The organism is Pyxidicoccus trucidator (assembly GCF_010894435.1).
In the GTDB taxonomy this organism is placed as follows: domain Bacteria; phylum Myxococcota; class Myxococcia; order Myxococcales; family Myxococcaceae; genus Myxococcus; species Myxococcus trucidator.
This window is the reverse complement of record NZ_JAAIXZ010000017.1, coordinates 62804-88354: the sequence shown is the minus strand read 5'-3', so window position 1 is coordinate 88354 and position 25551 is coordinate 62804. Positions and strand designations below refer to the sequence as shown.

The 25551-nt window shown below is 70.9% G+C and carries 18 protein-coding genes; 5 read left to right on the top strand and 13 right to left on the bottom strand.

All coding sequences use genetic code 11. From position 1 onward, the window contains the following. Position 1 precedes the first annotated feature (1 nt). Together hutU and G4D85_RS36460 are read right to left on the bottom strand one after the other, a co-directional pair. The gene (gene hutU, locus G4D85_RS36465; protein WP_164018718.1) at positions 2-1657 is read right to left on the bottom strand and encodes a urocanate hydratase; all 1656 of its coding nucleotides are present in this window, start codon (positions 1655-1657) and stop codon (positions 2-4) included. A 173-nt stretch (positions 1658-1830) separates the two neighbouring features. After that, entirely contained in the window at positions 1831-2997 is a 1167-nt protein-coding gene (locus G4D85_RS36460; protein WP_164018717.1) for a BON domain-containing protein, read from the bottom strand. A 267-nt stretch (positions 2998-3264) separates the two neighbouring features. Between G4D85_RS36460 and G4D85_RS36455 the strand changes: the two genes are divergently transcribed. Together G4D85_RS36455 and G4D85_RS36450 are read left to right on the top strand one after the other, a co-directional pair. Next, positions 3265-5640, top strand: a complete 2376-nt coding sequence (locus tag G4D85_RS36455; protein ID WP_164018716.1) for an FdhF/YdeP family oxidoreductase — start codon at positions 3265-3267, stop codon at positions 5638-5640. Positions 5641-5655: 15 nt separating this feature from the next. Beyond that, positions 5656-7962 (top strand): hypothetical protein, encoded by a 2307-nt coding sequence (locus tag G4D85_RS36450; RefSeq protein ID WP_164018715.1) that lies wholly within the window; start codon positions 5656-5658, stop codon positions 7960-7962. A 26-nt stretch (positions 7963-7988) separates the two neighbouring features. Here the strand turns inward: G4D85_RS36450 and G4D85_RS36445 are convergent, their stop codons facing one another. The 3 genes from G4D85_RS36445 to G4D85_RS36435 form a co-directional block, all read right to left on the bottom strand. After that, a complete protein-coding gene (locus tag G4D85_RS36445; RefSeq protein ID WP_164018714.1) occupies positions 7989-8798 on the bottom strand; it encodes a pilus assembly protein PilP in 810 nt (269 codons plus the stop codon). Between the two features lie 167 nt (positions 8799-8965). Beyond that, a complete protein-coding gene (locus tag G4D85_RS36440; protein ID WP_164018713.1) occupies positions 8966-10720 on the bottom strand; it encodes a choice-of-anchor X domain-containing protein in 1755 nt (584 codons plus the stop codon). 38 nt (positions 10721-10758) lie between these two features. Next, positions 10759-13644 (bottom strand): SBBP repeat-containing protein, encoded by a 2886-nt coding sequence (locus G4D85_RS36435; protein ID WP_240359715.1) that lies wholly within the window; start codon positions 13642-13644, stop codon positions 10759-10761. 265 nt (positions 13645-13909) lie between these two features. On the opposite strand from G4D85_RS36435, the gene G4D85_RS36430 reads away from it, so the two are divergent. Beyond that, entirely contained in the window at positions 13910-14257 is a 348-nt protein-coding gene (locus G4D85_RS36430) for a hypothetical protein (protein WP_164018712.1), read from the top strand. An 18-nt stretch (positions 14258-14275) separates the two neighbouring features. Here G4D85_RS36430 and G4D85_RS36425 read toward each other — a convergent pair whose 3' ends face one another. Further along, positions 14276-14914, bottom strand: a complete 639-nt coding sequence (locus tag G4D85_RS36425) for a glutathione S-transferase family protein (RefSeq protein WP_164018711.1) — start codon at positions 14912-14914, stop codon at positions 14276-14278. 46 nt (positions 14915-14960) lie between these two features. Beyond that, positions 14961-19481 carry a hypothetical protein gene (locus G4D85_RS36420; protein WP_205525858.1) on the bottom strand — a complete coding sequence of 1507 codons (4521 nt, stop codon included), beginning with the start codon at positions 19479-19481 and terminating at the stop codon, positions 14961-14963. A gap of 223 nt (positions 19482-19704) precedes the next feature. Here G4D85_RS36420 and G4D85_RS36415 point away from each other — a divergent pair, with 223 nt between their 5' ends. Beyond that, entirely contained in the window at positions 19705-20235 is a 531-nt protein-coding gene (locus G4D85_RS36415; protein WP_164018709.1) for an RNA polymerase sigma factor, read from the top strand. A gap of 31 nt (positions 20236-20266) precedes the next feature. Here the strand turns inward: G4D85_RS36415 and G4D85_RS36410 are convergent, their stop codons facing one another. The 5 genes from G4D85_RS36410 to G4D85_RS49875 all read right to left on the bottom strand — a co-directional run bounded on the left by G4D85_RS36410 (position 20267) and on the right by G4D85_RS49875 (position 22740). Next, the gene (locus G4D85_RS36410) at positions 20267-20884 is read right to left on the bottom strand and encodes a DUF417 family protein (RefSeq protein WP_164018708.1); all 618 of its coding nucleotides are present in this window, start codon (positions 20882-20884) and stop codon (positions 20267-20269) included. A 208-nt stretch (positions 20885-21092) separates the two neighbouring features. Then, positions 21093-22001, bottom strand: a complete 909-nt coding sequence (locus G4D85_RS50435) for a peptidoglycan-binding protein (protein WP_164018707.1) — start codon at positions 21999-22001, stop codon at positions 21093-21095. A gap of 96 nt (positions 22002-22097) precedes the next feature. Then, positions 22098-22277, bottom strand: coding sequence for an MBL fold metallo-hydrolase RNA specificity domain-containing protein (locus G4D85_RS49885; RefSeq protein ID WP_240359714.1), 180 nt, complete (start codon positions 22275-22277; stop codon positions 22098-22100). Further along, the gene (locus G4D85_RS49880) at positions 22274-22396 is read right to left on the bottom strand and encodes a hypothetical protein (protein ID WP_338052929.1); all 123 of its coding nucleotides are present in this window, start codon (positions 22394-22396) and stop codon (positions 22274-22276) included. Before G4D85_RS49880 ends, G4D85_RS49885 begins: the two co-directional genes overlap by 4 nt. Before the next feature lie 26 nt (positions 22397-22422). Beyond that, positions 22423-22740: an MBL fold metallo-hydrolase gene (locus G4D85_RS49875; protein WP_240359712.1), complete on the bottom strand. Its 318-nt coding sequence runs from the start codon at positions 22738-22740 to the stop codon at positions 22423-22425. Positions 22741-22774: 34 nt separating this feature from the next. Here G4D85_RS49875 and G4D85_RS36395 point away from each other — a divergent pair, with 34 nt between their 5' ends. Next, a complete protein-coding gene (locus G4D85_RS36395) occupies positions 22775-24154 on the top strand; it encodes a sigma 54-interacting transcriptional regulator (protein WP_164018706.1) in 1380 nt (459 codons plus the stop codon). 45 nt (positions 24155-24199) lie between these two features. Here G4D85_RS36395 and G4D85_RS36390 read toward each other — a convergent pair whose 3' ends face one another. Continuing rightward, positions 24200-25546: a serine/threonine-protein kinase gene (locus G4D85_RS36390; protein ID WP_164018705.1), complete on the bottom strand. Its 1347-nt coding sequence runs from the start codon at positions 25544-25546 to the stop codon at positions 24200-24202. Positions 25547-25551 lie beyond the last annotated feature (5 nt).

Here is a 25551-nt window from a genome sequence, read left to right as displayed (position 1 = left end):
CTCAGACGGTGATGCCGGGAATCTTCACGCCGCGCTGCTTCGCCACCTCGATGGCTTCCGGGTAGCCCGCGTCCGCGTGGCGCAGCACGCCCATGCCGGGGTCGCTGGTGAGCACGCGCTCGATGCGGCGCGCGGCCTCGGGCGTGCCGTCCGCGACGATGACCTGGCCGGCGTGCAGCGAGTAGCCCATGCCCACGCCGCCGCCGTGGTGGAAGGACACCCACGAGGCGCCATTCACGGCGTTCACCAGCGCGTTGAGGATGGGCCAGTCCGCCACCGCGTCCGTGCCGTCCTTCATCGCCTCCGTCTCACGGTTGGGCGACGCCACCGAGCCGCAGTCCAGGTGGTCCCGGCCAATGACGATGGGGGCCTTCACCTCGCCCTTGCGCACCATCTCGTTGAAGGCGAGGCCCGCCTTCGCGCGCTCGCCGTAGCCGAGCCAGCAGATGCGCGCCGGCAGGCCCTGGAACGCGATGCGGTCTCCCGCCATGTCCAGCCAGCGCTGGAGCGACGCCTTCTGGGGGAACAGCTGGCGCACCACGCGGTCCGTGGCGCGGATGTCCTCCGGGTCTCCGGAGAGGGCCACCCAGCGGAACGGGCCCATGCCCTCGCAGAAGAGCGGGCGGATGTACGCGGGGACGAAGCCGGGGAACTCGAAGGCGTTCTCCATGCCGCCGAGCTTCGCCTGGCCGCGCAGGTTGTTGCCGTAGTCGAACACGTGGCTGCCGGCGCGCTGGAAGTCGTTCATCGCCTCCACGTGCATGATCATCGACTCGCGAGCGCGGCGGACGTAGCCCTCCGGGTCGCGAGTGCGCAGCTCGGCGGCGGCCTGCAGCGACAGGTCCGTGGGGATGTAGCCATTGAGCGGGTCGTGCGCGCTCGTCTGGTCCGTGACGAGGTCCGGCTTGATTCCACGGCGGTACAGCTCGCGGAACACCGAGGCCGCGTTGCCGATGATGGCGATGGAGCGGCCGATGCGCTTCTGCTGGGCGTCCTTCGCCAGCGCGAGCGCCTCGTCCAGGTCCTTGGCGACGACGTCCAGGTAGCGCGTCTCCACGCGGCGCTGGGCGCGGGTGGGGTCGATCTCCACGCCGAGGAAGACGGCGTTGTTCATGGTGGCGGCCAGCGGCTGCGCGCCGCCCATGCCACCCAGGCCGCCGGAGAGGATGAGGCGGCCGCCCAGGTCCTCGCTGCCGAAGTGGAAGCGGCCGGCGGCGGCGAACGTCTCGTAGGTGCCCTGGAGGATGCCCTGCGTGCCGATGTAGATCCACGAGCCTGCGGTCATCTGGCCGTACATCATCAGGCCCTTCTTCTCCAGCTCGTTGAAGTGCTCCCAGTTGGCCCAGTGGCCCACGAGGTTGGAGTTGGCGATGAGCACGCGCGGCGCGTCCGGGTGCGTGCGCATGACGCCCACGGGCTTGCCGGACTGGACGAGCAGCGTCTCCTCGTCACCGAGGCTCTGCAGGCTCGACACGATGCGGTCGAACGACGGCCAGTCGCGGGCGGCCTTGCCGGTGCCGCCGTAGACGACGAGGTCCTCGGGGCGCTCGGCGACGTCCGGGTCGAGGTTGTTCATCAACATCCGGAGCGCGGCCTCCTGGACCCAGCCCTTGCACGAGAGGGTGGAACCACGGGTGGCACGGATGACGCGGGACATGTACAGGCTCCTGGGGTGTGGCTGGCGGAAAGGCCCGGCACACTACCCGAACCCGCGCGGCGGGGGCACAGCGCGGTGAGGCCTGTTCGCGGGGTGTCTTCCGGCGCGCGGACACACCCCCCCGGGAGGGCGGCGGCGATGTGGCGCCCTCTCCGGGGAGGTGGGACTTCACGTCACGAGTGCAGCCCGCGGTCGTCACCCGTGTCCGCGCCGGGCTGCTGCACCGGTTCCTGGGAGGCCTGATGACGCAGGGCGCCCTCGGCCCGGTTGATGCGGAGGTTGTTGATGACCTCCTTCACTCCGAGCACTTCCTCGGCCGCGTCCTCGATGGCGCGCTTCTCGTCGCGGCCGCGCACCGTGCCGGACAGCGTCACCTCGCCGTCCTTCACCTTCACGTCCACATCCGAGGAGTCCATCCACCCCTGCATCAGGCGGTCGCACAGGTCCGCGCGGAGGCGGTCGTCCCCCCGTTGGTAGTTCCTGGGGCCCCGGCCGGGGGAGGAGGGGCGCGTGTGGGCCTCCTGGCGGGAGCGGTAGGTGCCACCCAGGAAGCCGCCGTGGCCCATCTCATGGTCGTCCTGGCGGGACGGGCTGGTGCCGTAGCCCACCCGGGGCGGCGCCATGTTCTCGATGCCCGGTCCATGGCCCCCGGGTTGTCGGCCACCGTAGCGCGCGTCGTCCTCGGAGAAGCGGTCGGTGCCGCCCCGGAAACCGCGCTCGCTGAAGCGGAAGTCCCGCCCGACGGGGCGCCGGGACTCCCGCTCATCCCGTCCTACGGGGCCACGCGGGCCGGAGCCATACCGCCCGCGCTCGGGACTGCTCCGGACCCCTTCGTCTCCGTAGCGGCGGGGACGCTCACGCTCCGCTCGCGGCTCGTCCTGGTAGGCGCGGTAGTTGCCGCTCGGGCTGTACTCGGGCCGGCGGGAGATGCGCTCGGGGTCGAACTCGCGCGCGCGGCGGTCCAGCTCGCGGTCGCGGTTGAAGTCCCGGCCCGGCTCTCGCGCACGGTCCAGCTCCCGGGCCGCGCGGCCGAAGTCCCGGTCCTGCTCGTAGTCGCGCCGGTCCCTGTCACCCTCCAGCGAGCGGAAGTCCCGGTCGCGGTCGAAGTCGCGGGAGGGGTGCTCGTAGTCGAGCTCCTCGTCCCAGTCCGCGCGCACCGTGTCACGGTCATCCAGGCCCAGTCGCTCGGGGCCGCGCTCGTACCCGTGCTCGTCCCAGTCCCGCTGGCGCTCCCTGTCGTCGTACCCGCGCCGGCCTGCCTGGTATTCCACCTGCTGGCCCCTGCGCAGCTCCCTCTCCCCGGGCCGTTGCCCACGGCCATCGTCACGCCTGCCGTTCATCGCGTTGCCTCCTTACGTGTCGCGTTCGCTCTGGCCTCGACTGAGGTTTTTGACCCCGAGTGGTCCTGGCAACGCGCCCCTGCCATGCCCGCTGTCCCGCCAGGCGGCACGGCCCCCGGAATGCCTCCGGGCCCTGGACCACACCCCGGGTATGGGCGACCGCTCGGGCCCTGGCGTGTGGCTGGGGCCCTCGAACCTGCCCGGTAGGGGTAGACTCGCGCCCGCCACGGCCGGGTCGCCGGCCGCCTGGCGCCTGGAGGGCAAATCATGGCTGGCGGACATGGGAACGAGCAGGAGCCTCAGGAGGCGCCGGGAGCGACGCTCGCCCCCGTGCCGCCGAGCGCCCAGCCGCCCGAGGAGCCGCGCGCTCCCCACGTCGGTCCGGTGGCCGAGGTGGCTGGCGGCCTCCCCGCCGTGGTGTCTTCGCTGAAGCACGCCTGGGGCGAGATGGGCCCGGTGCGCGGCACCCGGCTGTTGCTCAAGGTGAACCAGCAGCACGGCTTCGACTGTCCGGGCTGCGCATGGCCGGACCCGGGGCACCGCTCGGTGGCCGAGTTCTGTGAGAACGGCGCCAAGGCCGTGGCGGAAGAGGGGACGACGGCGCGCGTGACGCCGGACTTCTTCCAGCAGTGGAGCGTGGCCGAGCTGTCCCACCAGACGGACCACTGGCTGGGCAAGCAGGGCCGCCTCACGCACCCCATGGTGCTGCGCGAGGGCGCCTCGCACTACACGCCCATCTCCTGGGACGACGCCTTCGCGCTGGTGGCCGAGGAGCTGGGCGCGCTCGGCACCCCGGACGCGGCGTGCTTCTACACCTCTGGACGCACGAGCAACGAGGCCGCGTTCCTCTACCAGCTCTTCGTGCGGCAGTTCGGCACCAACAACCTGCCGGACTGCTCCAACATGTGCCACGAGTCCAGCGGCACGGCGCTCTCCGAGACGATTGGCATTGGCAAGGGCACTGTCACGCTGGAGGACTTCGACCAGGCCGACGCCATCTTCGTCATCGGCCAGAATCCGGGCACCAACCACCCGCGCATGCTCACGTCGCTCCAGGCCGCCGCGCGCCGGGGCTGCGAGATTGTCTCCATCAACCCGCTGCCGGAGACGGGGCTCAACCGCTTCAAGCACCCTCAGGACGTGCTGCACCTCATCGGTCCTGGCACCGCGCTCAACACGCTGTTCCTCCAGGTGCGCATCAACGGCGACGTGGCCCTGCTCCAGGGACTGGGCAAGGCGCTGCTGGAGATGGAGGACGCGCGGCCCGGCACGGTGGTGGCGAAGTCCTTCATCGAGGACCGGACGCTCGGGTTCGAGGCGTGGGCGGCCCACGTCCGCGCGGTGCGGTGGGAGGACGTGGTGGAGGGAAGCGGGGTGCCTCGCGAGCAGATTGTCGCGGCGGCGGAGATCCTCGCGCGCTCCGAGCGCACCATCTACTGCTGGGCCATGGGGCTCACGCAGCACAAGAACGCGGTGGGCAACATCCAGGAGATCGTCAACCTGGCGCTGGTGCGCGGAAGCATCGGCAAGCCGGGCGCGGGCCTGTGTCCGGTGCGTGGGCACAGTAACGTGCAGGGCGACCGCACCATGGGCATCTGGGAGCGGCCGAAGCCCGAGTTCCTGGACGCGCTGTCGCGGGAGCTCGGCTTCGAGCCTCCGCGCCACCATGGCATGGACGTCGTGGACACCATCCACGCCATGCACGACGGGCGCGTGAAGGTGTTCTTCGCGATGGGCGGCAACTTCCTGTCCGCCACGCCGGACACGGAGCTCACCGCCGAGGCGCTGCGACGTACGCGGCTCACCGTGCAGGTGTCCACCAAGCTCAACCGCGCGCACCTGGTCCACGGGCGGCGGGCGCTCATCCTCCCGTGCCTGGGCCGCACCGAGCGCGACGTGCAGGCGGGTGGAGCGCAGTTCGTCACGGTGGAGAACTCCATGGGCGTCGTCAGCGCGTCGCGTGGCGCGGTGGCTCCGGCGTCGGAGCACCTGCTCAGTGAGCCTGTCATCGTCGCGCGGCTGGCCGCGGCGGTGCTCGGTGGGCGCTCGGCGGTGCGGTGGTCGTGGCTGGTGGAGGACTATGACCGCGTGCGCGAGCTCATCTCCCGCGTCATCCCCGGCTTCGAGGACTTCAACCGCCGCGTGCGCGAGCCTGGAGGCTTCTACCTGCCCAACGGCCCGCGCGAGGCCCGGTTCACCACGGCGAGTGGCAAGGCCCACTTCACCGTGCACGAGCTGCCCCGGCTGGAGCTGGCACCCGGGCAGTTGCTGATGATGACGATTCGCACCCATGACCAGTTCAACACCACCGTGTACGGACTGGACGACCGCTACCGGGGCATCCGCAACGGGCGGCGCGTGGTGTTGCTGCATCCGGCGGATGTGAAGGAGCTGGGCCTGTCGGAAGGACAGGTGGTGGACCTGACGAGCCACTTCCAGGGCGAGACGCGCGTGGCCCGGCGGTTCCGCGTGGTGCCGTACAACATCCCTCGCCGGTGCGCGGCCACGTACTTCCCGGAGGCCAACGTCCTGGTGCCCGTGGACAGCTTCGCGGAGAAGAGCCGCACGCCCACGTCGAAGTCCGTGGTCATCACCCTGTCCCCGTCCACCGAGGCGGCGCTTCCCTCGGGTGCGGTAACGTGAAGCACGTGAGAGACCATGCAGCCGTCCGGTGAGGCCGGGTGGCCGGAGTCGCTCCGGCCGCTCTACGAAGGCGTGACAGGGACTCCGGCGACGGAGGCCGTGGCGGCGTCCGCGCAGTGGCGCGAGTCCTTCGCGCAGTGGGTGCGCGGAGCCTCGCTGGAGGAGCGCACCCTGGCCCAGGTCGCCGCGTGGACTCGGCTGGACTCGGGAGCACGGGCTCCGGGGGAGCTGCTGTTCCTGCTGTCGTCGTGCGGTGAGCTGCTGTGGCCGTATGCGGCTCCGCCGGTGGGACTGTTGCAGCGGTTGTTGTGGCGGCAGGAGTCGGTGCTCGGGGCGTTGCAGGAGGCGGGGGAATCGGAAGGCGCGGAGCGAGTGCTGCGGGAGACGGATGCCATCGTCTCCACCGTGCTCACGCGCTACCTGAAGCGGCATCCGGAGTCGCTGCTCGCGCTGGTGGGGGACACGGCCTGCACGTTCGATGGCCGGGCGCTGCGCTTCCAGGGAACGGTGGAGGTGGACCTCAAGCAGGTGCTTGGGCCGGGGGCGAAGTCGATTGGGTTGCTGGAGCAGCTCCGAGCGCTGCTGCCGACGACTCCCGAAGAGGGACGGGACAGGCTGGCGGACTTCATCCGCTCGCGGGCCGCGCGGATTCCGTGGCGGGAGGCCTCGGAGGTGCTGGCGGAACGGCTGTTCTCGCTGGCGACGTCACCCGAGGGGCGGAGCGGGATGAGCGGGTTCCTGGCTTGCTACCCGAGCGGGCGCAGGGAGCCGGACTGGTGCGCGCGGGCGGGGATGTTGCTGTCGCGCACGCTGGAGGTGGGCGGGCCGCCGACGGTGGTGGAGAACCTGTGCGAGCTGCTGGCGCGCTTCGATGCGCCGCCGGTGGATGGCTTGCGTGGAGCCCTGGGCGCGCTGGTGGGCGGCGACTTCGAGTCCTCGTCGGACCTGGGGCCCGTGCGCTTCGTCCTGGACCACTGCCACGCGACGCTGCGCAAAGGTGAGCCGGGCCTGGTGCTGGCGCTGCTGTGGCTGGAGGAACGGCTGTTCCGCGCGGCGGTGCGCAGGGGACTGGCGGATGCGTTCGAGCGACGCAGCCGGGTGCGCGTGAAGCTGAAGCCCTGGGCGCCGGAGTTCGACAACCTGTGCTGGCTGGCGGAGGAGTGCGCGGAGCTGTGGCCTCGCTTCGGCGCGGGCGGGGTGCGGCCGGGGATGGATGAGCTGGCGGCGTGGCGGCAGGAGATTGCAGCGCGGATGGGGCGCAAGCCCGTGCTGCGCAAGGCTGCGATTGAGTTCTTCCTGTGGTGCGCGCCGGAGGCGGCCTCGTCCGAGGCGGAGCTGACGGTGCTGGCGCTGGTGCGGACGGAGACGGACCGGCGGCAGGTGCGGAAGCTGAAGGAGCACCCGTCGTCTCGCGTGCGGTTCCGGGTGAGGACGCTGCAGACGTGGTTGCAGGGGACGGGGAAGGGCGGGGCGGCGCCTTCGGGAGAGCCCTCCGGAAGCGTGGGGCCGTCCTCGCTGACCGAAGCGCTGCGGCATCTGCATGTGACGCGGGCCGTGCCGCTGGGTGGGCGGACGTGGCTGCGTGACAGGGACCTGGAGGAGCTGTTGTTCGGGGCCGTGGCGCGAGTGGAGTCTGACTTCGTCACGCGCTACCCGGAGCGGTTCCGTGAGGACACGGCGGAGCTGGTGGCGGGGTTGCTGGAAGGACTTCGCGCCGAGCTGGAGCGCGTGAAGGCGGACCTGTCCACGCTGCTGGCACAGGGACAGGCGGCTCCGCTGGAGCTGGGGTTCACGGTGCGGCGGACGCGTCCGGCGGTTGATGACCTTGGAGTCGGAGAGGACGCGGTTCCCTCACAGGAGGCACCTCCCGCGCCGCGGCCTCCGGGCGTGGAAGTAGCCTTCGTCCTCAAGGTGAACGTGGACGGCTTCATCCGCACGGAGCGGGTTGCCTTCGTTCAGGTGGTGAAGCTGGAGCAACGTGGGGAAGGGCAGTGGCTGCCGACGTTCCGCCTCGGGCGTGAGCACCTGGACGCGCTGCTGCTGCGGACCGACGCGGCATTCTGCCTGTTCCTGGCACCGCCGTTCCCCCGGGCGGAATGCTGGATGGTGCCGGCGCGCCTGGTGCGCGGGATGACGGAGACCCAGCGCTCGTTGTCTGGCGTTCCGCGTGAGGGCGTGCAGCGCGTGGCCCGCTCACTGGCTCAATGGCTGGTGGGCGAGTTCATGGGCCTGTGGGCAGGCGACGAGCGTCCCGAGGCGCTGGCCCGGGCCAGGGCGGAGCAGGAGGGGCCGGACTTCGTCGTGGAGTGGGTCCTCCGCTGAGAGCGTCGGCCGCACCTGGAAGGCCGTCACTGGCGGATGCGCACCTCGCGCACCTGGGGCTGGCCCCCGCTGTCGTAGACGGTCTCCTGGAAGGTGACCTCGGAGTCACCGATATGGGTGACGCGGGCGGCGGCCTCCTTGACCTCCATGCCCTGCTTCACCACCAGCTCGCGCCCATCCGGTAGCTGGAGGATGGCGTGGCGCGTCTTGCCGCTCGCCATCGTTCCCTTGAGCAGCAGCTCGCCCGCGCTGAGCGTCGTGGTGGCCACCGGCGAGAAGCGCACCGGAGGGGCCAGCTTCGTCTCGGCGGGGGGCTCGTAGTAGGTGCCCGCCTCGACCTTCGCCAGCCGCGCGACGAGCCGCCCATAGAAGCTCTTCACCTCCTTGTTCAGCACGGAGACGCTGGAGTTGTAGCGCATGCGCTGGTCGGCGAGCCGGTCCTCCGTGCTGGAGAGCTGCCGCATCATCTCGGTGAAGTGGGTGTCCGCCTTGAGGTTCGGGTGGACCTGTCCCCAGAGGGCGAGGCTGCGGAGCTGGCGCTCTGTCTCGTACGAGGCCTCGATTTTCTGGGGGATGGTGGAGGCGCGGGTATAGCCGCTGTAGGCCTCGGCCACCTGCACCAGGGTGGACTGCTCGTGGCCCGCGTAGCCCTTCACTGTTGCCACCAGGCGCGGGATGAGGTCGTACCGGCGATTCAGCAGCACGTCGATCTGCGCCCACTCCCGGTAGGTGTCTTCCCGGAGGCGCACCAGTTCGTCATTCCTGGACACGAGCGGACGAAAGACAATGAAGGCCGTCACGGCGACGACGGCGAACACGAGCAGCTTCTTCTTCATCGGGTGGACGTCCCCCCCTTCGCCGCGCGAGGTCTGGCCGGCGCGCGCTTCCGGACACACCCAGTATGAAGGAACTGTCCCGCGATGAAATGGGTGGGCCCTGACCCCAAGACCTGCCCGGCCGCCCGTGTAGGACGGGCCGCCGGGCAGGCGCGGGTGCTCTGGCCTTAGTGGCCGAGGATGGGCACGTTGAAGATGCGGAACGAGCACGGGTTGCGGATGAGGTCGTCCATGTTCGCGGCGCGGCGGTCCAGGTCTCCGTACGTGTAGAAGCTGGAGACGGCCGGGCCGCCGCTGGCATTGATGCGGGCCTGCTCGGGGTCCGGGAGGCCGGAAGCGGTGGGCCAGCCCGTGCCCGTCAGGAAGCGGGACGGGGCGCCGGTCTGCACGTCGATGTGCGTGAAGTCCGTGCCCGTCTCCCCCGAGTGGCACCCGTTGCAGGTGTTGAGCGAGAAGTGGTGCCGGGTCTCGTTGTTGTGGATGCCCGTGGCACGCCAGAAGAAGTTGAACGGGTTGAGCGACGAGCCGCCGAGGAAGTCCGTGCTGTCGAACATGGCGGGGACGACGTTCCGCTCGAGGAGGATGGCGAACTCCCTGTCGTTGACGTAGTCCCTCAGCAGGTTCGTGTTGTGGTGGGTGATGTCCGGAGTCTGCGCCACGGGGACCTGGGTCAGCCTCCCGTCGCCGTCAATCTTGAACTCGCGCTGCTCCCATTGCTCGCCCCCACCCAGCGCGATTTCATTGGTGCGGAGTTGGTTGAGCGCGCTGCCGTTGGGCCGCTCCGGCATGGCGTCCTTCTTGGCGAACTGCTCGGTGATGAGCTCCAGCTTCGCGTTGTAATCCGGTGTCCCCACCTCGTGCTCGTCCAGCTCCTTCCACTGCCGCGCCCAGTCCTTGAGGGCGAAGCAGCCCTGCACCGGGATGAGGTACTCGAAGATGACGGTGAACTCCTGCGTCTGGCACGAGTCATCCACCCAGGCGAAGACGAAGCGGCCCTCGCCGGCGCCGGTGCCGCCGTAGAAGGAGCTCTCCGCCAGGTCGAGCCGGTTGACGATGGACAGCAGCCTGAAGGGCGCCATGTCCATGTCCAGCGTCTCCCCGCCGCTGAGGTTCTCCCACTGCGCCAGGAGACGCTCCACGTCAGGCCTGCCCTGCACCGACCAGCCGTTGACGAACTGCTCCTCCTTCAGCTGGAGCAGCCACTCCCGGGTGAACTCGGACGGGTCCCTCGGGCCAGCCATCTCGCGCATCAGGTAGCCGAAGGCCCACTTCTTGTCCGCGTCGCCGGCCTGCGGGAGGCACGGGTCCGGGATGCGCTCCAAGTCCTCCATGCCCACCATGTTGATGAGCAGCGAGTGCTCCTTGGAGATGGCGGCGGAGATGCCGTTGGCGAAGGGAATCTGGAAGCGCTCGAAGGGACGGCTCAGCATCTCCAGGTCCAGGCGGAAGGGCTCGCGCTGCTCCACGACGGAGCGGCCGGACACGAGCGGCACCCGGGCTTCGTCGCCCAGCTCGCCCTGGAGCTGGTCCACCAACTGGTCGGTGAGGATGAGCTCCTCGAAGTCGAAGTCGAGCATCGCGCTGTAGATGCCGTCTCCCGAGGACAGGTCGCCGTCCTGACCGTCATCCCGCAGCGTCGTCTGCTGGAAGTCGCTCGGGAAGATGTCGATGACCTGGGGCAGGTCGGTGCCGTCGACGAAGCGGACCTCCAGGAGGGTGGGGGTGGAGGAGCTCAGGGCGTCGTACGGGGTGATGAACAGCTCCTCCACCCGGGGAGGAAGCCGCGCCAGCTCCTCCTGGAGCGCCGAGCTCCGGACGGCGGGTGAGGCCGGTGGGGTCGCGGGGGGCGTCTCTTCGGTCCGGGTGCATCCCGTCCCCAGCGCCGCGACGAGGAGCGCCGTGGAAATCTTCAGCTTTCGCATGTGTGGGTTCCTCATGATGTCGATGGTGCCGCGAGTGGCTACTTGACCTGCACCTGCACGTTGTCGAGTCCCCAGGCTTCGCTGGTGAGGCCCTGCAGGCCGACGGCGGCGAAGTCCACGTCCAGCACGGAGGACGTATGGGCGAAGGTGAGCTTGAGCGCGTAGCGCGAGTCGCCGTCCGGGTAGAGCATGTCGCCGTAGCCCTGGGAGCCGGTGCCGGCGTTGCTGCCCGGCACGGGGTAGGACTGCGTGCTGCCGGTGTTCGAGAAGGTGGTGTGCAGCAGCGTGCCGGCGGTGGTGGCCGCCACGCTCCACGTGTTGGGGCCGGAGGGGCCGTCACCGTCCCACCCCTGGAGGAGGAGCAGGTCGAAGCTGACGGTGACGCTGGTGTGCGCGGGCAGGCCCGTCAGGTGCAGGCGCACCGTCTGGTTCCCGAACTCGCCGAGGAAGTTCCGGTCGCCCAGCGGCGTGCTGCTGGTGACGGTGGTGGACCACTGGACGCCCGCGCCGGCCTCGAAGCCGGAGGAGTAGACGGTCTGCGCGGCGGGCTGGGGCGGGCTGCCGCCGCCGGTGCTCGCCGTGTCCTGCGCCTGGGTGGCGGAGGCGCCCGTGGCGAAGGTGGAGTTGCCGGTGAGGGCCACGTCCAGGATGCAGCCGTCCAGCAGCGCCGCGCCCGTCACGCCCGCGGACTGGCACGTCGCCTGCGCGGACGCGTACTGGGCCGGCGTGAGGTGTGTGGTGGAGGTGGCCTCGCTGGGGAAGCCCGGGAGGTCGAAGGACGCGCTCGTCTGCGAGCCGATGTAGTCGAACAGCGACTCCGCCGGGGTGATGCGCCAGCTTGCCGCCATGCTGTTGGAGTTGGTGTAGAGCTGGGAGAAGGACAGCGGGGCTACCAGCGCCGTGCCGTCGCGCAGGGCGAAGTCGTCATTGCGGTTGCCGTTGAAGTTGCCCAGCAGGCCGCGCACCGCGCCCTGTCGCGACACGGGCAGGGTGACGTGCGGGTCCAGATAGGCGCCGTTGGACTGCACGCGCATCCGCTCCTGGCCCTGGTACAGGACGACGTAGCTGTTGGCCGTCGCGCGGTGGAGGCGGCCGCCGGAGGGCAGCGTCACCAGTTCTCCCTCCGCCAGCGTCACCGCCACGCCGTTGACCTTCACCGGCTGCGAGCCCAGGTAGAAGCCCACGCGATCCGTGCCCACCTGCGTGGCCACGGCGGTGAAGACGGACAGTCGGGTGGAGCCGACCCACGACTCCATCCGCCCCTGCACCACGAAGGGCGAGGGCACGGAAGTGCTCTCCACCAGGATGAACTCGCCGGCCCCCTGGAAGTCGTAGGCCACGCGGTCGAACGTCACCAGGTGCGGGTCTCCCCAGCCGTAGCCCAGCCCGCACTGGCCCGGCGCGCTGGCCTGGCACCCGTCCGAGTACTGCGCCACGAAGAGGTCCTTGTCGCCCGCGCTGGCCGTCGAGGTGAACTGGCCCTCCGTGTAGCCGGCGATGTAGACGCGGTCCGACGTGTCCGCGGCCACCGCGAAGCCCAGGTCGTCCTGCGCGGTGGGCGTGGTGGGATTGGTGGAGCCGAGCTGGCGGGTGAGCAGCAGCGTGCCGTCCGAGCGCAGCTTGCGCAGGAAGGCGTTGTTGTTGCCGGCCGCGGTGTTGGTGTCCAGGTCGTAGTTCGTCGTGCCGGTGATGTAGAGGTTGGCTCCGCCGTCCGACGCCAGGCCATACACGTAGTCGGCGCCCGCGGTGCCAATCTGCCGCACCCACTGCCGGGTGCCGGCCGCGTCGTACTTGAAGACGAGGCTGTCGTAGCTGCCCTGGCTGACGAGGGGGGCGAAGGAGCCCAGGGTGTAGCCCGCGAGGTAGACGTCCACCTCGCTGGTGCCGCTGGTCGTCAGCCGGCGCGAGGTGGCGAGCCCCTGGAGGGTGTCCGCCGCGCTGGTGCCCATCTGCCGCGTCCACAGCCGCGCGCCGGCCGGGCTGACCTTGACGAGGAACAGGTCATAGTTGCCCGCGCTGGGGTTGCCGTCGAGGCTGCCCGCCGTGTAGCCCGCGACGTAGATGTTGCCCTGGATGTCCGTGGCCACCGCGCGCGCGAGGTCGTTGACGCTGGTGCCGTGCTGGAACGTCCACTGCTTCACCCCGGACGCGCTGTACTTCACCAGGAAGAGGTCCTGCCCGCCCACGTGGGGCCGCCCGTCGAGGCTGGCGGAGGTGTAGCCCGTCACGTAGACGTTGCCGGCCTGGTCCGTGGCCACGCCGGTGGTCTGCTCCACGCCCGCCGTGCCGAGCTGCCGCGTCCACAGCTTGTTGCCACTCTCATCCAGCCTGGTGACGAACAGGTCGAAGTTGCCCGCGTGTGGCTGCCCATCGAGGCTGGCGCCGGTGTAGCCCGCCACGTAGATGGAGTGCGGACGGGTCGCCGTGTAGGTAGCCACGCCCACCGCGTAGTCGGAGGACGCCGTGCCGTACTGGCGGGACCAGAGCTTCGCCCCGGCCGTGTCGTGCTTGACGACGATGAAGTCCCGCAGGCCCAGGAAGGGGTGCCCGTCGAACGAGCCCTGGGTGTAGCCCACCGTGTACGTGCCGTCCTGCGTGGCGGCGATTCCCTGGGCCTGGTCAATGACTGTCGTCCCGTGCTGGGCAATCCAGCGCAGTGTGTCGCCGGGGCCCGACGCCACCAGCTCCGCCGGGGCGGACGGCGTTGGCTTGCGCACCTGGAACTGCGGGAAGCGCGGGTCCACCGGGAGCTGGGACAGCGGGCTGTCCTCCGGCTCCGGCAGCGGCTTGCGGGCGTGCTCCCGGTGCTCGCGGGCCCGTGTCTCGGCTCGTGTCTCGGCCCGTGTCTCGGCCCGTGTCTCGGCTCCAGCAGCTCGCGCCGTACCCAAGGCGAGCATGCACAGTGAAAGGATTGCTGTACGCATCAAGTCCCCTCCGTTGGTTGTGAAGGTGCCGGCCCCCAGGGGCTCGGCACCGTCCACAGCTTCTCTCCGGGGCTCGACGAGAAGTCTCTTTTTCTCAGGTTTAAGGCAATAACTGGGGCTGCGCGGTGTACTGGGATTGCCCTGACCCGGGGTGGGTCGCGCGGGAGCCTCGGCGCGGCGGTCCCGAGGCGCTCCTCCATCTCGCGGGAGTCCAGGGTGAGCCACGCACCCAGCAGAGGCACTCATCCTGAGCCCCGGGGCCGGAATGGCAGTCGAGGCGCCCCCACGGCTCCTGCGCTCCGCGGCCTACCTCGAAAAGCGCGTCGCGTTGGCACAACAGACCCACGCCCTCTATGAGCGGGAGTTCGGGGACGCTGCTGCCGCTGCGTGGTCGGGGACCGAAGCGAGCCAGGCCCAGGCGGCGTACTGCACCGTCTCCGACACGGTCGTGAACGATGCGAACGAGGCCTCCCTGGGATTGGACATCAAGGCCCTGAACGCCGCTTATTGCACCGTGTCCGTCGGACCTGAGGACGCTGAATCCTCCACCCTGGGCATCACGGCTGAACGCGCGGCGTATTCGAGCGTGGCCTTGCTTCCGCTCCGACGGTGATGACGATGCGCCCCGCTCTCAGGCCGCTTCGACGCGGTCGCAGTAGGCGTCGAACGCCTTCTTCCAGGCCGGGCGCGCGATGCAGCGCCTCTGGAAGGCGAGCACGTTTGGATGGTCCTTGACGACACTCTCGTCGGTGCCGGCGCCCAGCACATGCGTCATCAAGAGGTCCGCGACGGTGAACTCGTCGGTCGCGACGAACTCTCTGCCCGCGAGCCAGCCGTCGAGCTGCTTCAGGCGCATGCCTCCCCACTGGTGAAGCGCATCGCTTGCCTGGGTGCCCTTGCCGCCGTTCAGGTCGACGAACCACGCGGTCAGGATCGGGACTTCGATCGTGTTCAGCGCCGCGACGCACCAGCGCAGCACCTGCGCTTCGCCGGCGAGGTCGCGCGGCATCAGCTTGCCGCTCTTGCGGGCGAGGTAGAGCAGGATTGCGCCCGACTCGGTGACGACCACGCCGTCGTCGTCGATCACCGGAATCTGTCCGAACGGATTGAGCGCGCGATACGCGGGCGTATCGAGGTCGTGCCGCGGATGATCCATCCCCACGACCTCGTACGGCAGCCCCATCTCCTCCAGCGCCCACAGCACGCGCAGGTCGCGGGTCTTGCCGCGCGCCATCTTGTTCACTCGCGAGAAGCCGTAGACCTTGAGCATGCGCGCATCCTACTTCGCGCAGATGGAGCGTCCAGGTCTCGCTGGGCTACAGCCCCGGTGGCTCCTCGTCCCTCTCGCCCAGCGCGGCGGCCAGCCAGCGGCTCTGAAGGTCCTGGTTGCGCTCCTCGCGCGAGGTGCCCGCCAGCTTCTCGCGCAGCGTGGGGAGCGTGGCGAGCATGCGGTCCAGGAACCTCGACGCCGCTCCCGGGCCTGGGAGCACGTCGTAGAGCCCGAGCGAGACGCGCACACCCTGGGTCAGGGCCGCTCTCTCCATCGCATCCCTCAGCCCGGGAGGAAGCCAGGTGTCGTGGTGGACGAAGTCCGAATCCCCGATGCGCCGGACCCACTCCGCGCAGACCTCGTCCAGGAGCGCGCCGACGTCCCGCCCGAGTGCCCTCGCCGCGTGCTGGAGGCGCGCGTGAGCGCCGCCCCACGAGCCCGAGTCGAACCGGCCCAGGGCCTCCACGACGACGCGCCGCGCGGCGGGCAGCCCGGCAAGCCGGACCATGAGCCCCTCCGCGTCCTGCGGCTGGCCCCAGCTCAGCGTGGAGAAGGCCGCCTTCGCGGCCCGTGCCACCAGTGCTTCCGGCGCATCCCGGTCCAGCAGCTGCTCCAGCAGAGGGATCCAGCAGTCCAGGGGTGTGTTCGCCTGGGCGAGCAGGTCGATGCATCGTGCCAGCCGCTCCCCGCTCCCGTCCGCCGACGCACCAGGGCGGGTGCCCGCGTCGAGCTCGCGAAGCACGCCGCGCAGCAGCACGGGGTCCACCACCTCCGGGGGCTCGGTTCCCTCGAACCCGAGCCGCGCGTCCAGGGCCTTCGCTCCGGCGGACACCTGACGCGCGACGAGGTCGGCGAGGCGCAGCGCGTCCCTCTTGCCCTCCGTGCACGCGGGCGCGAATGGCCCCGTCTCCTGCTCCGGGTCGGAAGCGGGCTGCTCGAAGACCTCCCCAAGGCCCTTCGCGTCCCCCAACACCGCCAGCCAGTTCCGCCTCGAACGCAGCTTCGCGGCGCCGGGCCGGACGAGCGCGCGCTTCCAGGCCGTCGCGTGCCGCCGGTGGAAGTAGAGCGCCCAGACCGAGGGCTTGTGCTCTCGCGGCACTCCGTCCCAACACGACAGCAGCACCCGCGTGTGCTCGGGCAGGTGGAGTTGCAGGTCGGCGAGCGCCGCGAAGGGCTCGGCGCCGGGACGAGGAAGCGAGTCGGAGGCGATGGGCGCCTCCGGCCCGGACTGTCTGAGCAGCGCCGCCGCCATGTCCGGGAGGGCGGCGAGCTCCGGGTCCCGGGCGCAGCGCTCCCGCAGCACGCGCAGGGCGGGAGGACAGCCGAGGGGCACCCCCTCGAGCCAGGTGAGTCCGTGGGGCGCCGGGGCGGGAGCGCGCGGGCTCCAGGGGAAGGGAAAGCGCGCGGCCAGGTGCAGCGCCACCCGGTGCACGGCCGGATGGCGGCGCGCGTCCGCGAGGCAGTGAATCACCGCCGACGGGGAAGGCCGCCGCGCGTAGGCGCGCACGCAGGCGTCGGTGGCCTGGCGCCAGGCGTCATCGCGGCAGGCCGCGCACTGGTTGGCGGCCAGCCAATCCCAGACGGGCGCAATCCGCTCGCACAGCTCGAGCGCCGTGGCGACCTCCAGCCTCGAGAGCATGGGCGGCAGCGCGTAGACCGTGCCGTGCTCGATGCCGTGCTCGTCGAAGCGGACACTCCGGGCCCACTGGCGCCGTGCCACGTCCACGAGCATCCGTGCCGCGGCCTCGGAGGGCGCCGCGAGCGCGAGGAGCGACTGCGCCTCCGTCCAGTGCGTGTCCTCCACCTGCGGAAAGCGCGCCAGCATCGCGAGCATCCGCTCGGCGTCGGGCGTGAAGGCGCGATGGAGGAGCGCCGCTCCCAGCGCCGCATGTGAAGCCGTGAGCCGCAGGCACTCCACCTCCCCCAGCTGCTCGACGAGCCAGTGCGCCGCCTCCAATTCCACCTCGCCGCCGCGGCGGCGGCGCCCGAGGGCCGCCAGCGTGGCCGCGACGTCCCCGCGCTGGCGGGCGAACCACACTGCCGCCTCGGACCGGAGCTCGTCCGAGGCGACGACAGGCCGCCCCAGGTGCTGGCAGTACGCCGTCACGGCGGCGCCCTCCGTGCTCGCCTCCGTACTGGAGAACGGGACGGTGCCGTCGTCGTACCAGAAGCCCGGGTGGAGGGACTCCGGCTCGCCCAGGTCCGAGAGGGGCAGGCGCGCCTCGGCGGCCAACTCCGCGCAGAGGCCGTGGAAGGCGCGCTCGACGTCCGGACGGAGCCCGGTGGCCAGCGCGAGGTAGAGCCGGTAGCCCACGAGCGTCCAGTCCCGCGAGACGCCGATGAGCTTGCGCGCGACAATCTGCCCGGCCTCGTCGCGCAGGTAGAGCACGTGCTTGTTCGCATCCAGCGCGTTGAGCACGGTGGAGGCGGCATTGCACCCGTTCGTGAGGGACAGGCACGTGTCGAAGGGAATGCCCATCCGCAGCACCTGGATGGGGTCCTGCTCCACGGAGAGGACATACCGGCGGCCCTGGAGGCTCACCTCGGCGCGGCGGGGCGCGAGCCAGGCCTCGACGTCCATCCGCTTCGCGGCGCGCTTGAGCCACGCCACGTTGGCGGGCAGGACGCGGACCAGGGGCTGTCCCGGATGGGCCGCCGCGTGGCGCAGCAGCATGCCGAGCAGCTCTCCGTTCTTCTCCGTGGAGAGGTGGAAGCGCACCGCGTCGCGCCACGCGGGCGTCAGCGTGGGCAGGCAGATGCCCCAGCCGGCGCGCAGCACGGCGGAGAGCGCGGCGTCCAGGCGGACCTCGAAGGCGCGGGCCTGCGCGGCCTCCAGTCGCTCCCGCAGGCGCCGGAGCGTCCAGTCCGACGAGGGCGGCGCGTCGTCGGGGGCGTGCCGCTGCTCCAGCCGCTCCAGCCGGCGTTGCTGGGCCTCCGTGAGCCCCTCGCGCGAGGCCAGGTGCTCGCGCTCGCGCTGGCGCTTCCCGGCATGGTCGAAGTCGCGCAGCAGCGCCCGGGGCAGTCTCGGCGCCTCACCCGCGAGCCGCTGCAGGTGGCAGTAGCGGTCCAGCAGCGCCTCGTCCCCGAGCCAGGCGGCGAACTCCGGGAAGAGGCGCCGCCCGAGACCGGGCGTGGTGCCCATCAGGTCCGCGTGCAGGGTGCGCGCCTGCTCCGGCGCGGAGCGCACCAGGCTGAGCGTCGCGTCGAGCCACCCGAGCAGGGCCTGGGGATTCTTCGCGGAGTGGTGGGCGAGCAGGCACCGCCCGAGGAGGACGAGACCCCTGGCCCGGCCCCGGGCGATGCCCAGGAAGGCGGCGGCCGTCAGGTACAGCTCGTGTCCCGACTTCCTCAGCCGGGGGCCCAGCCGCAGCACCCACTGTCCCCAGGTGCGCGCCGCCTCCACGTCGTCCTTCAGCTCGATGAGCCCGTGCCCGTGATTGTTCCGCACCAGCTCGGAGACGAGGGTGGACTCGAGGCCGTCGGCCACGAGCCTTCCGAGCGGGCCGAGCAACTCGAGGTGGGCCTTGCCGTGGTCCTTGTCGAGCCGCAGCAGCTCCAGCACCTGCCGCACCGTGAGGCGGACCCCGACGAGGTGCTCGCGGAGCTTCTCCACGCTCCGCAGCGTGAGTGAGACCTCGGAGGGGGTGAGGCGGTCTTCCGGCTCCGGGAGGAACATCAGCCCGAGCACGCCCAGCGCGCGGCCGAGCCGCTCCGGGGCCTCGTGGTGCGTGGTGGTGCGCAGCGCCGCGAGCGCCTCCTCCCCCGCGGCGCGCACGGCCTCATTCAGTGCCTGGGGCAGCGGAGCGGCGTTGGCGTCCCGCTCCGTGTCCGCCGGTGGCGCGGGCCACGCCATCAGGGCCTGGACGGTCCGCCGCAGGCGGCGCTCGAAGGGACGGCCTCTCGCGCGGTCGGCCTGGAGCAGCTCCCGGGCGAAGCCGTCCAGGGCGTCATCGGGCACCTCGCACGCGTCCAGCCGCGCGGGGCTCGGGTCCGGGGAGAGACGGGCCACGAGCGAGGCGATGCGCCGCCGCCCCTCCGCACGCCGGGCGCGGCCATGCTGGCGGCTCCGGACCTCGAGCCGCTCCAGGGCCCGGGCGGCGCCGGGTCCGTGGAGGGCCTCGGCCAGGGCGTGGAGGCCCGCCGTCCCTTCCGGGGGCCCGGCCGCGAGCTGCCGGGAGAGCACGTCCAGGGCGTGCTGCCGTGCGTCGAGCCACGCCGCGTCCACCCGGCCTTGCCGGCGGAAGGCGCGGGGGGCTTCGGCGATGAGCGTGAGCGCGGCGGGATGCCGCCGCAGCGCCTTGAGGTCGCGCTGCACGGCGCCGAGCCACCGGGCATCCACCGCATGGGGTGGGCGCAGCATGCGCGCGGCGCGCTGGAGCCCGGCCACCGTGGGACATCCCCGCCGCCCGAGGTCCTCGAGCAGCGCGAGCGGGTCCTGCACCGCCTGGAGCCAGGTGAGGTGCGGCCCCTCCGCGCACCACACCAGCCGTCCGTCGAGCAGGCCCAGGCGCAGCAGGAGGCGCTTGAGGTCGGAGATGTGCTCTTCGTACGGGCGTCGCATGGGCACGGAGGGACAGGGCTCTCGGGACGAAGGTGTCGCCGCCGGCATGGACGCAGCCGAGCCCCCAGCCTGACCGTCACTGTCGACCCCGCGCCATGGAGCCGGTGACCCTCCTCATCATGGGGAAAGTCAGCGGAATCCTTGAGCGGGTGTTCTCGGGTTGACGACGGGGGCGTGAGCCACGAACCGGATGGGAAGGATGCTGGCGCGCGCTTGTTCGGAGGAAGCCATGACACAGTCTGCTGAAAGAGGGTTCTTTGCCTGGGTCACCCGGTTGGTGCGGGAGCACCGGCGCGAGCTCGTTGCCACGGCGAAGGCGGAAGGGCTGCTCGCGGAGGACGCACTCGACGCAGTCCAGGAGGCGCTCACGACGTTCCTGGACCTGCCCCATTCGCGGCGACTCGCGGACGAACACGCCGACAGTCTTCGGCTGATGACCGCGCTGGTCCGGAACCACGCGCGCAACCGTCGCCGTCGCCATGACCGCTCGCGACCTCATGTCTCCGAGCCCGAGGTGCTGGACGCGATACCCGACGACCAGCAGGACGTGGACTCCCTCCTCAGCGAGGCGGAAGCCCACGTGATGGCGTTCGGATGCGTGCAGCGGCTCGGTGAGGTCCAGCGGAGGGTCGTGACGCTCCGGCTCCTCCAGGACCAGCCCGGCGAGCAGGTCGCGGCGTTGCTGGGGACCACTCCCGGCAACGTCGCGGTGCTCCTTCATCGCGCGAAGCGCGAGCTGCGTGAGTGCATGACCGACTGAACCCGCGACAGAGGAAGAGGTCAGGCAGGCGTCACACCGCTTCGACCCGGGTGCCCAGTCCGCTGGGGCCTCTGGCCCGCACGGTGACGGAGAGGGCCGCCCGGGCTGAGTCGGACATGGTGACGAGGGCCGCACCGAGCATGATGACGTCCTTGATGACCAGTCGTCCGCGGGCGCTCAGGTATGGAAAGCCATGGTGGGCATCTCCCAGGTTGGGAACCCAGCTCTCTGGCGTCGTCACCAGGAAGGACAGCGTGACGACGGACATTCCCGCCACGAGGAAGCTCCCGAGCGCGCCAACCCCGGGCCGCCACCAGTGCGCCGCGACGAGCAGCCCCAGGAGGACGATGACGCTTCCGAGCAGGTACGAGAACCCGTACGTCCCGTTCTCCTGATGCCAGGCGCGGTTGGCCGGCACGAGCTCGCCCTCCCGGTTCAGGTGTTGCCGGTATTCGGGCGCGTCCTGGGTGTAGGAGAAGCTCATCGCGGGGCTGTTCGCCACGAAGGGGACGATGCCATCCGCCTCGTAGGGCGTCGCCTTCAGCGCGCCAATCCACAGCAACACCACGACCAGGCCAGCACGAGCGGCGTTCGTTCCGAGCGCCTGCGCGCCCGCCGCCATGCGAAGAAGTGAGTCGATACGAGACACGGCACAGCTCCTGGGTCCGGATGAAGGAGCGTCGGCGGATGGAGCTGGATTGGCTCCACTGACGCCGACGCACTGGCTCTCGCCACTGCTTCAGGTCTTCAGGAGGACACGCATTACAGGCGCCCGCGCAGGTTGCTCGCCTGCCGGGCACCGGCACGCATGGCCGCTTACCTCGTCTACCGGAGTCGCCGCGGGCCCCTGAGACGGCTCAGCGACGGTACTCCCAGTGCCACGGCTCGGAAGGCACGGTGCGCGCGAAGCCGTACTTGCTCGCGTTCGCCGCCAGCCACCGGTACGTCGAGGTGCCGGTGCCGCCCACGTTGATGTCCACGGCGATGCCGCCCTGGTGGTTGGAGTAGCCGGGCTTCGCCGCGAGGTTGCCCGTGCCGTTCTGGTAGGCCCGGTACAGCGCCTGCTGCTCCGCCATGGTGCGGAAGCCGCTGTTCACCTTCAGGGTGATGCCCGCGGCCTTCGCATCCGCATACATGCGGTTGTAGGCCGCCGCCGCATCCGAGCGCATCACCTTCCCGTTGGGAACGGCGGCGACGGTGATGTTCCGGGGCGTGCCATTCACATAGCCGGTGACGACCTTCCCGCCACCGCCCGGCCCCTGCGTCACGGGCCCCGACACCTTGATGCCCAGCTTGTCCCACGTCTTGGGACCCACGACGCCGTCGGCCGTCAGGCCCTTCGCTCGCTGGAAGGCCTTCACCGCGGCCTCCGTCTTGGGACCGAACGCGCCGTCGGCGGTGCCAGCATTGAAGCCGAGCGTGTTGAGGCGGCTCTGCAGTGCACGCACCGGCTCACCGCGCGCTCCCGGGCGCAGCGTCGGACCGGAACCGCCCGAAGAGGCCGGCGCGTTGAGCGCGCTCCACGTCTTGGGCCCGACGACGCCGTCGGAGGTGAGGCCACGGGCCCGCTGGAAGGCCTTCACCGCGGCCTCCGTCTTCGGACCAAAGGCGCCATCCGCGGCGCCGGGGTTGAAGCCCGCTGCCTTGAGCTTGTTCTGCAGTGTCACGACGGAGGCGCCCTTCGAGCCCGAACGGAGCGTGGGCGGGGCGAGGCTGGCCGTCTGACGGAGGGCCGTGGCGGAGGATGCGCGGGCGATGGCGACCATGGGGGGCTGGTCCTTTCCCTGAAATTTGAGAGAACGGACCTATTCTCTGAGGCTCAAAGGGAAAGTTGCCTTGCAACGCGTCGGAAAACGCGGATTTCAGGCCGTCCGTTCCAGCTCCACTTTTTCCAGGTAGGCCGGCACGTAGCTCTTCCAGCCCTTCGCGCGCACCCGCTGACTGAGCCCCTCCAGGGCCTCCGGCTCGCCGTGCACCAGCAGCGTCTGGCGGGGCGGGGACTCGATCTCCGTCCAGTCCGCGTGTGCGGAGAAGCCGCTCACCGTTTGAATCTCCGCTGCGACTGGTCGCCCACGAGCAGCACCGTGTTGCGCGGGTCCGGCAGCCGGTGCTTCAGGTGGTGCAGCACGCGCCCGCCCGTGGCCATGCCCGACGCGGAGATGATGACCGCCGGGCCCTCGTGCTGGTTCAGCCGCTTGCTCTCGTGGGGCTCAGCGACTCAATCGGCTTCGTCTCACGGTGCTTTCGGTCGCCGTAGGTGCTCTTCACCACCAGCGTCGTGGCCGAAGCCACGTTCTGTGGGTCCCTGAGGATGGGCGCGTGCGTGAGGACGATGGCATCCAGGCTGGAGGCGGGGGCGGGCAGGGGCTCCCAGTTTCGCTGGCGGAGCGTCTTCTGTCCTTGAAACAAGCCGCAGTCCACGAGCACCTTCCGACCGTCGTGCTCGAGGAGGAGCTTGGAGCCGCTCACCGTGCCGGCGGCACTGAGGAAATGGAGCGAAGCCATGGCCCTGACTCTAGCGTGATAACGTGGCTCACCCATGAGCATCTCCGAGCGACCGCCGGGAGGGGGCCGTCCATCCGAGGGCCCCGAGGACGTCCAGCAGACCCGCCCCGTTGGGACGGGCAGACCGGGCTTCACTGGCGCCGTCCGCCGCTTCCGTTTCACCCTCCTGGAGGGGCCCCAGCCTGGCTTCGCCAAGGACTCCAACGCGGACACATTCTCCATCGGCTCGCACGCGCTCAACGACCTCGTGCTCGACGAGCCCACCGTGTCGCGCTTCCACTGCGAGGTGAAGCTCGACCGGGATGGCGCCCGCGTGCGCGACCTGGACAGCCGCAATGGCACGGTGCTCGACGGCGTCCACGTGCGCGAGGCGTTCCTGCGCGGCGGCAGCGTGCTCCGCCTGGGCCGTGTCAGCGTGCGCTTCGACTTCAGCTCGGAGAGCAACCGGCTCCTCATCTCCGAGCGCACCACCTTTGGTGATCTGGTGGGCCACTCCGCGGTGACACGCGCCAGCTTCGCGCTGATGGAGCGCGCCGCGGCCAGTGACGCCACCGTGCTGCTGGAGGGCGAGACGGGCACCGGCAAGAGCCGCGCGGCCCTGGCCATCCACCGCGCGAGCGCCCGCGCCGCCGGGCCCTTCCTCACCGTGGACTGCGGCGCCATCCCCGGCAACCTGCTGGAGAGCGAGCTGTTCGGCCACGAGAAGGGCTCGTTCACCGGCGCGCTCCAGCGGCGCGTGGGCGCCTTCGAGGAGGCGGATGGCGGCACCATCTTCCTCGATGAAATCGGAGAGCTGCCGGCGGAGCTGCAGCCCAAGCTGCTGCGCGTGCTGGAGGACCGGGAGATCCGCCGCCTGGGCGCGAATACGTATCAGCCCATCAACGTGCGCGTCATCGCCGCCACCCACCGGGACTTGCGCGCCGAGGTGAACGCGGGCCGCTTCCGGCCGGACCTCTTCTTCCGGCTCGCGGTGGTGCGCATCGTCATCCCCGCGCTGCGCGAGCGCCCCGAGGACATCCCCTACATCGCCCAGCGCATCCTCGCGTCCTTCGGTGCCGACGCCGCCCAGGTGGAGTCGCTGAGCACGCCCGACTTCATCGCCCAGCTCCAGCACGCGGCCTGGCCCGGCAACGTGCGCGAGCTGCGCAACCACCTGGAGCGCTGCCTCGTCTTCCAGGACGCCATGCCTCCCGTCAACGAGGACGTGAGCCCCCAGGGCGTCATGCGCAGCCTGGTGGACCCGAAGCAGCCCTATGCCGAGGCCCGCCGCCGCGTCCTGGAGGCATTCGAGCGCGAGTACCTGGACGCTCTCCTGAAGCTCCATGGGGGCAAGGTGTCCCAGGCCGCCACCGCCGCGGACATGGACCGCGTGTACCTGTACCGGCTGCTGCGCCGGCATGGACTGCGGACGTAGCCGGGCCCGCTCGATGTGCCCCGCCTCGCCGGGTGAGCGCTCAGCTCAGCGGGGAAGCGCGCCTGCGGACCACGTCACCGTGTTGGCCGCGCCTCCCTGGGTCCACAGGTCCAGCCGCAGCAATTCACCCCCAGCGAGCCTGGGCCGCCCCTGCGCATCGCGGGTGATTTCGCACGGTGCGCTGTGGGCGTAGACCCGGACCTGGACCCGGGTGCCAGCCGCCTCGCACGTCTGGGTGAGGACGTCCTTCGCGAGCGCTCGCGCCGTGTCCATGGCACGGGGCCGGGCGTGCGCCTCCTCGGGCAATGAGTGCCAGGCCAGCAGGACGTTGCCGCCGTCCACCGCGAACCCCCAGCCCGCCGCTTCCAGCGCGCCTCGGGCCGTGTCCAGCGCCGCTTCCTTCGCGTCGAGGTCCTCGTCCGTCGGCTCCTCGCAGGACTCGGGGAACCGTGCGTCCACGTAGATTCCCACGGCCCACGGCGGTGACGTGACGGGAGCGAGCGCCGCGCGCAGGGCTTCGAGGAAGGCGGGCACGTCCGGCCAGCGCTCCTCGGGGCGCTTCGCGAGACAGCGCTGCACCACGGCCTCCAGCGCGGGAGGCACCTGGACCCGCTCGCCCAGGCGCGGGGGCGGGGCGTGCAGGTGCTGCTCTTCCACCTCCACCGCGCTCGTGCCCTCGAAGGGGAGCCGCCCCGTGAGGAGCTGGTAGAGCAACACTCCGAGGGAATAGAGGTCCGTGCGCGCGTCCACGGCCTGTCCGCGAATCTGCTCCGGCGCCATCGCCACCGGCGTGCCCATCACCGCGCCCGCGCTCGTCAGGCCGGACAGGCCCTCCGGCGGTTGGACCCGGGCGATGCCGAAGTCCACGAGCTTCACCGTGAAGCCCTCCGCGCGCGGGATGACCATCACATTCTGCGCCTTGAGGTCCCGGTGCAGCACGCCCTGGCGATGCGCGAGGTGCAGCGCCCCGCCGAGCTCTTCCATCACCGTGAGCGCCTCGGGGGCGGAGAAGGGCCCCCGGTGCGCGAGCCACCGGTCCACGCTCTCTCCGGGCAGCCACTCCATGGCCAGCCACGGGCGGCCGTCGCGCAGCTCGCCGTACTCCAGCACCTCCACGATGTTCGGGTGACGCAGCGCCTGGAGCGTGTCCGCCTCCTGCTTGAAGCGGCGCAGCACCTCGCTCACGTGGTTGAGCTCCGAGCGCACCACCTTCAGGGCGGCGGGGGCCCGGGTGGAGATGTGCGAGGCGCGGTAGAGCCACGCGGTGACACCGGAATGGACGCGCGCCTCGACCACCCACGGGCCCACGAGTGCTCCGGGCTCCAGCTCGTCGCCGTACAGGGACACCTCCGCCCCGGGAGAGGCGTCGTCACGTGGGGGTGTTCCGGCCATGGACC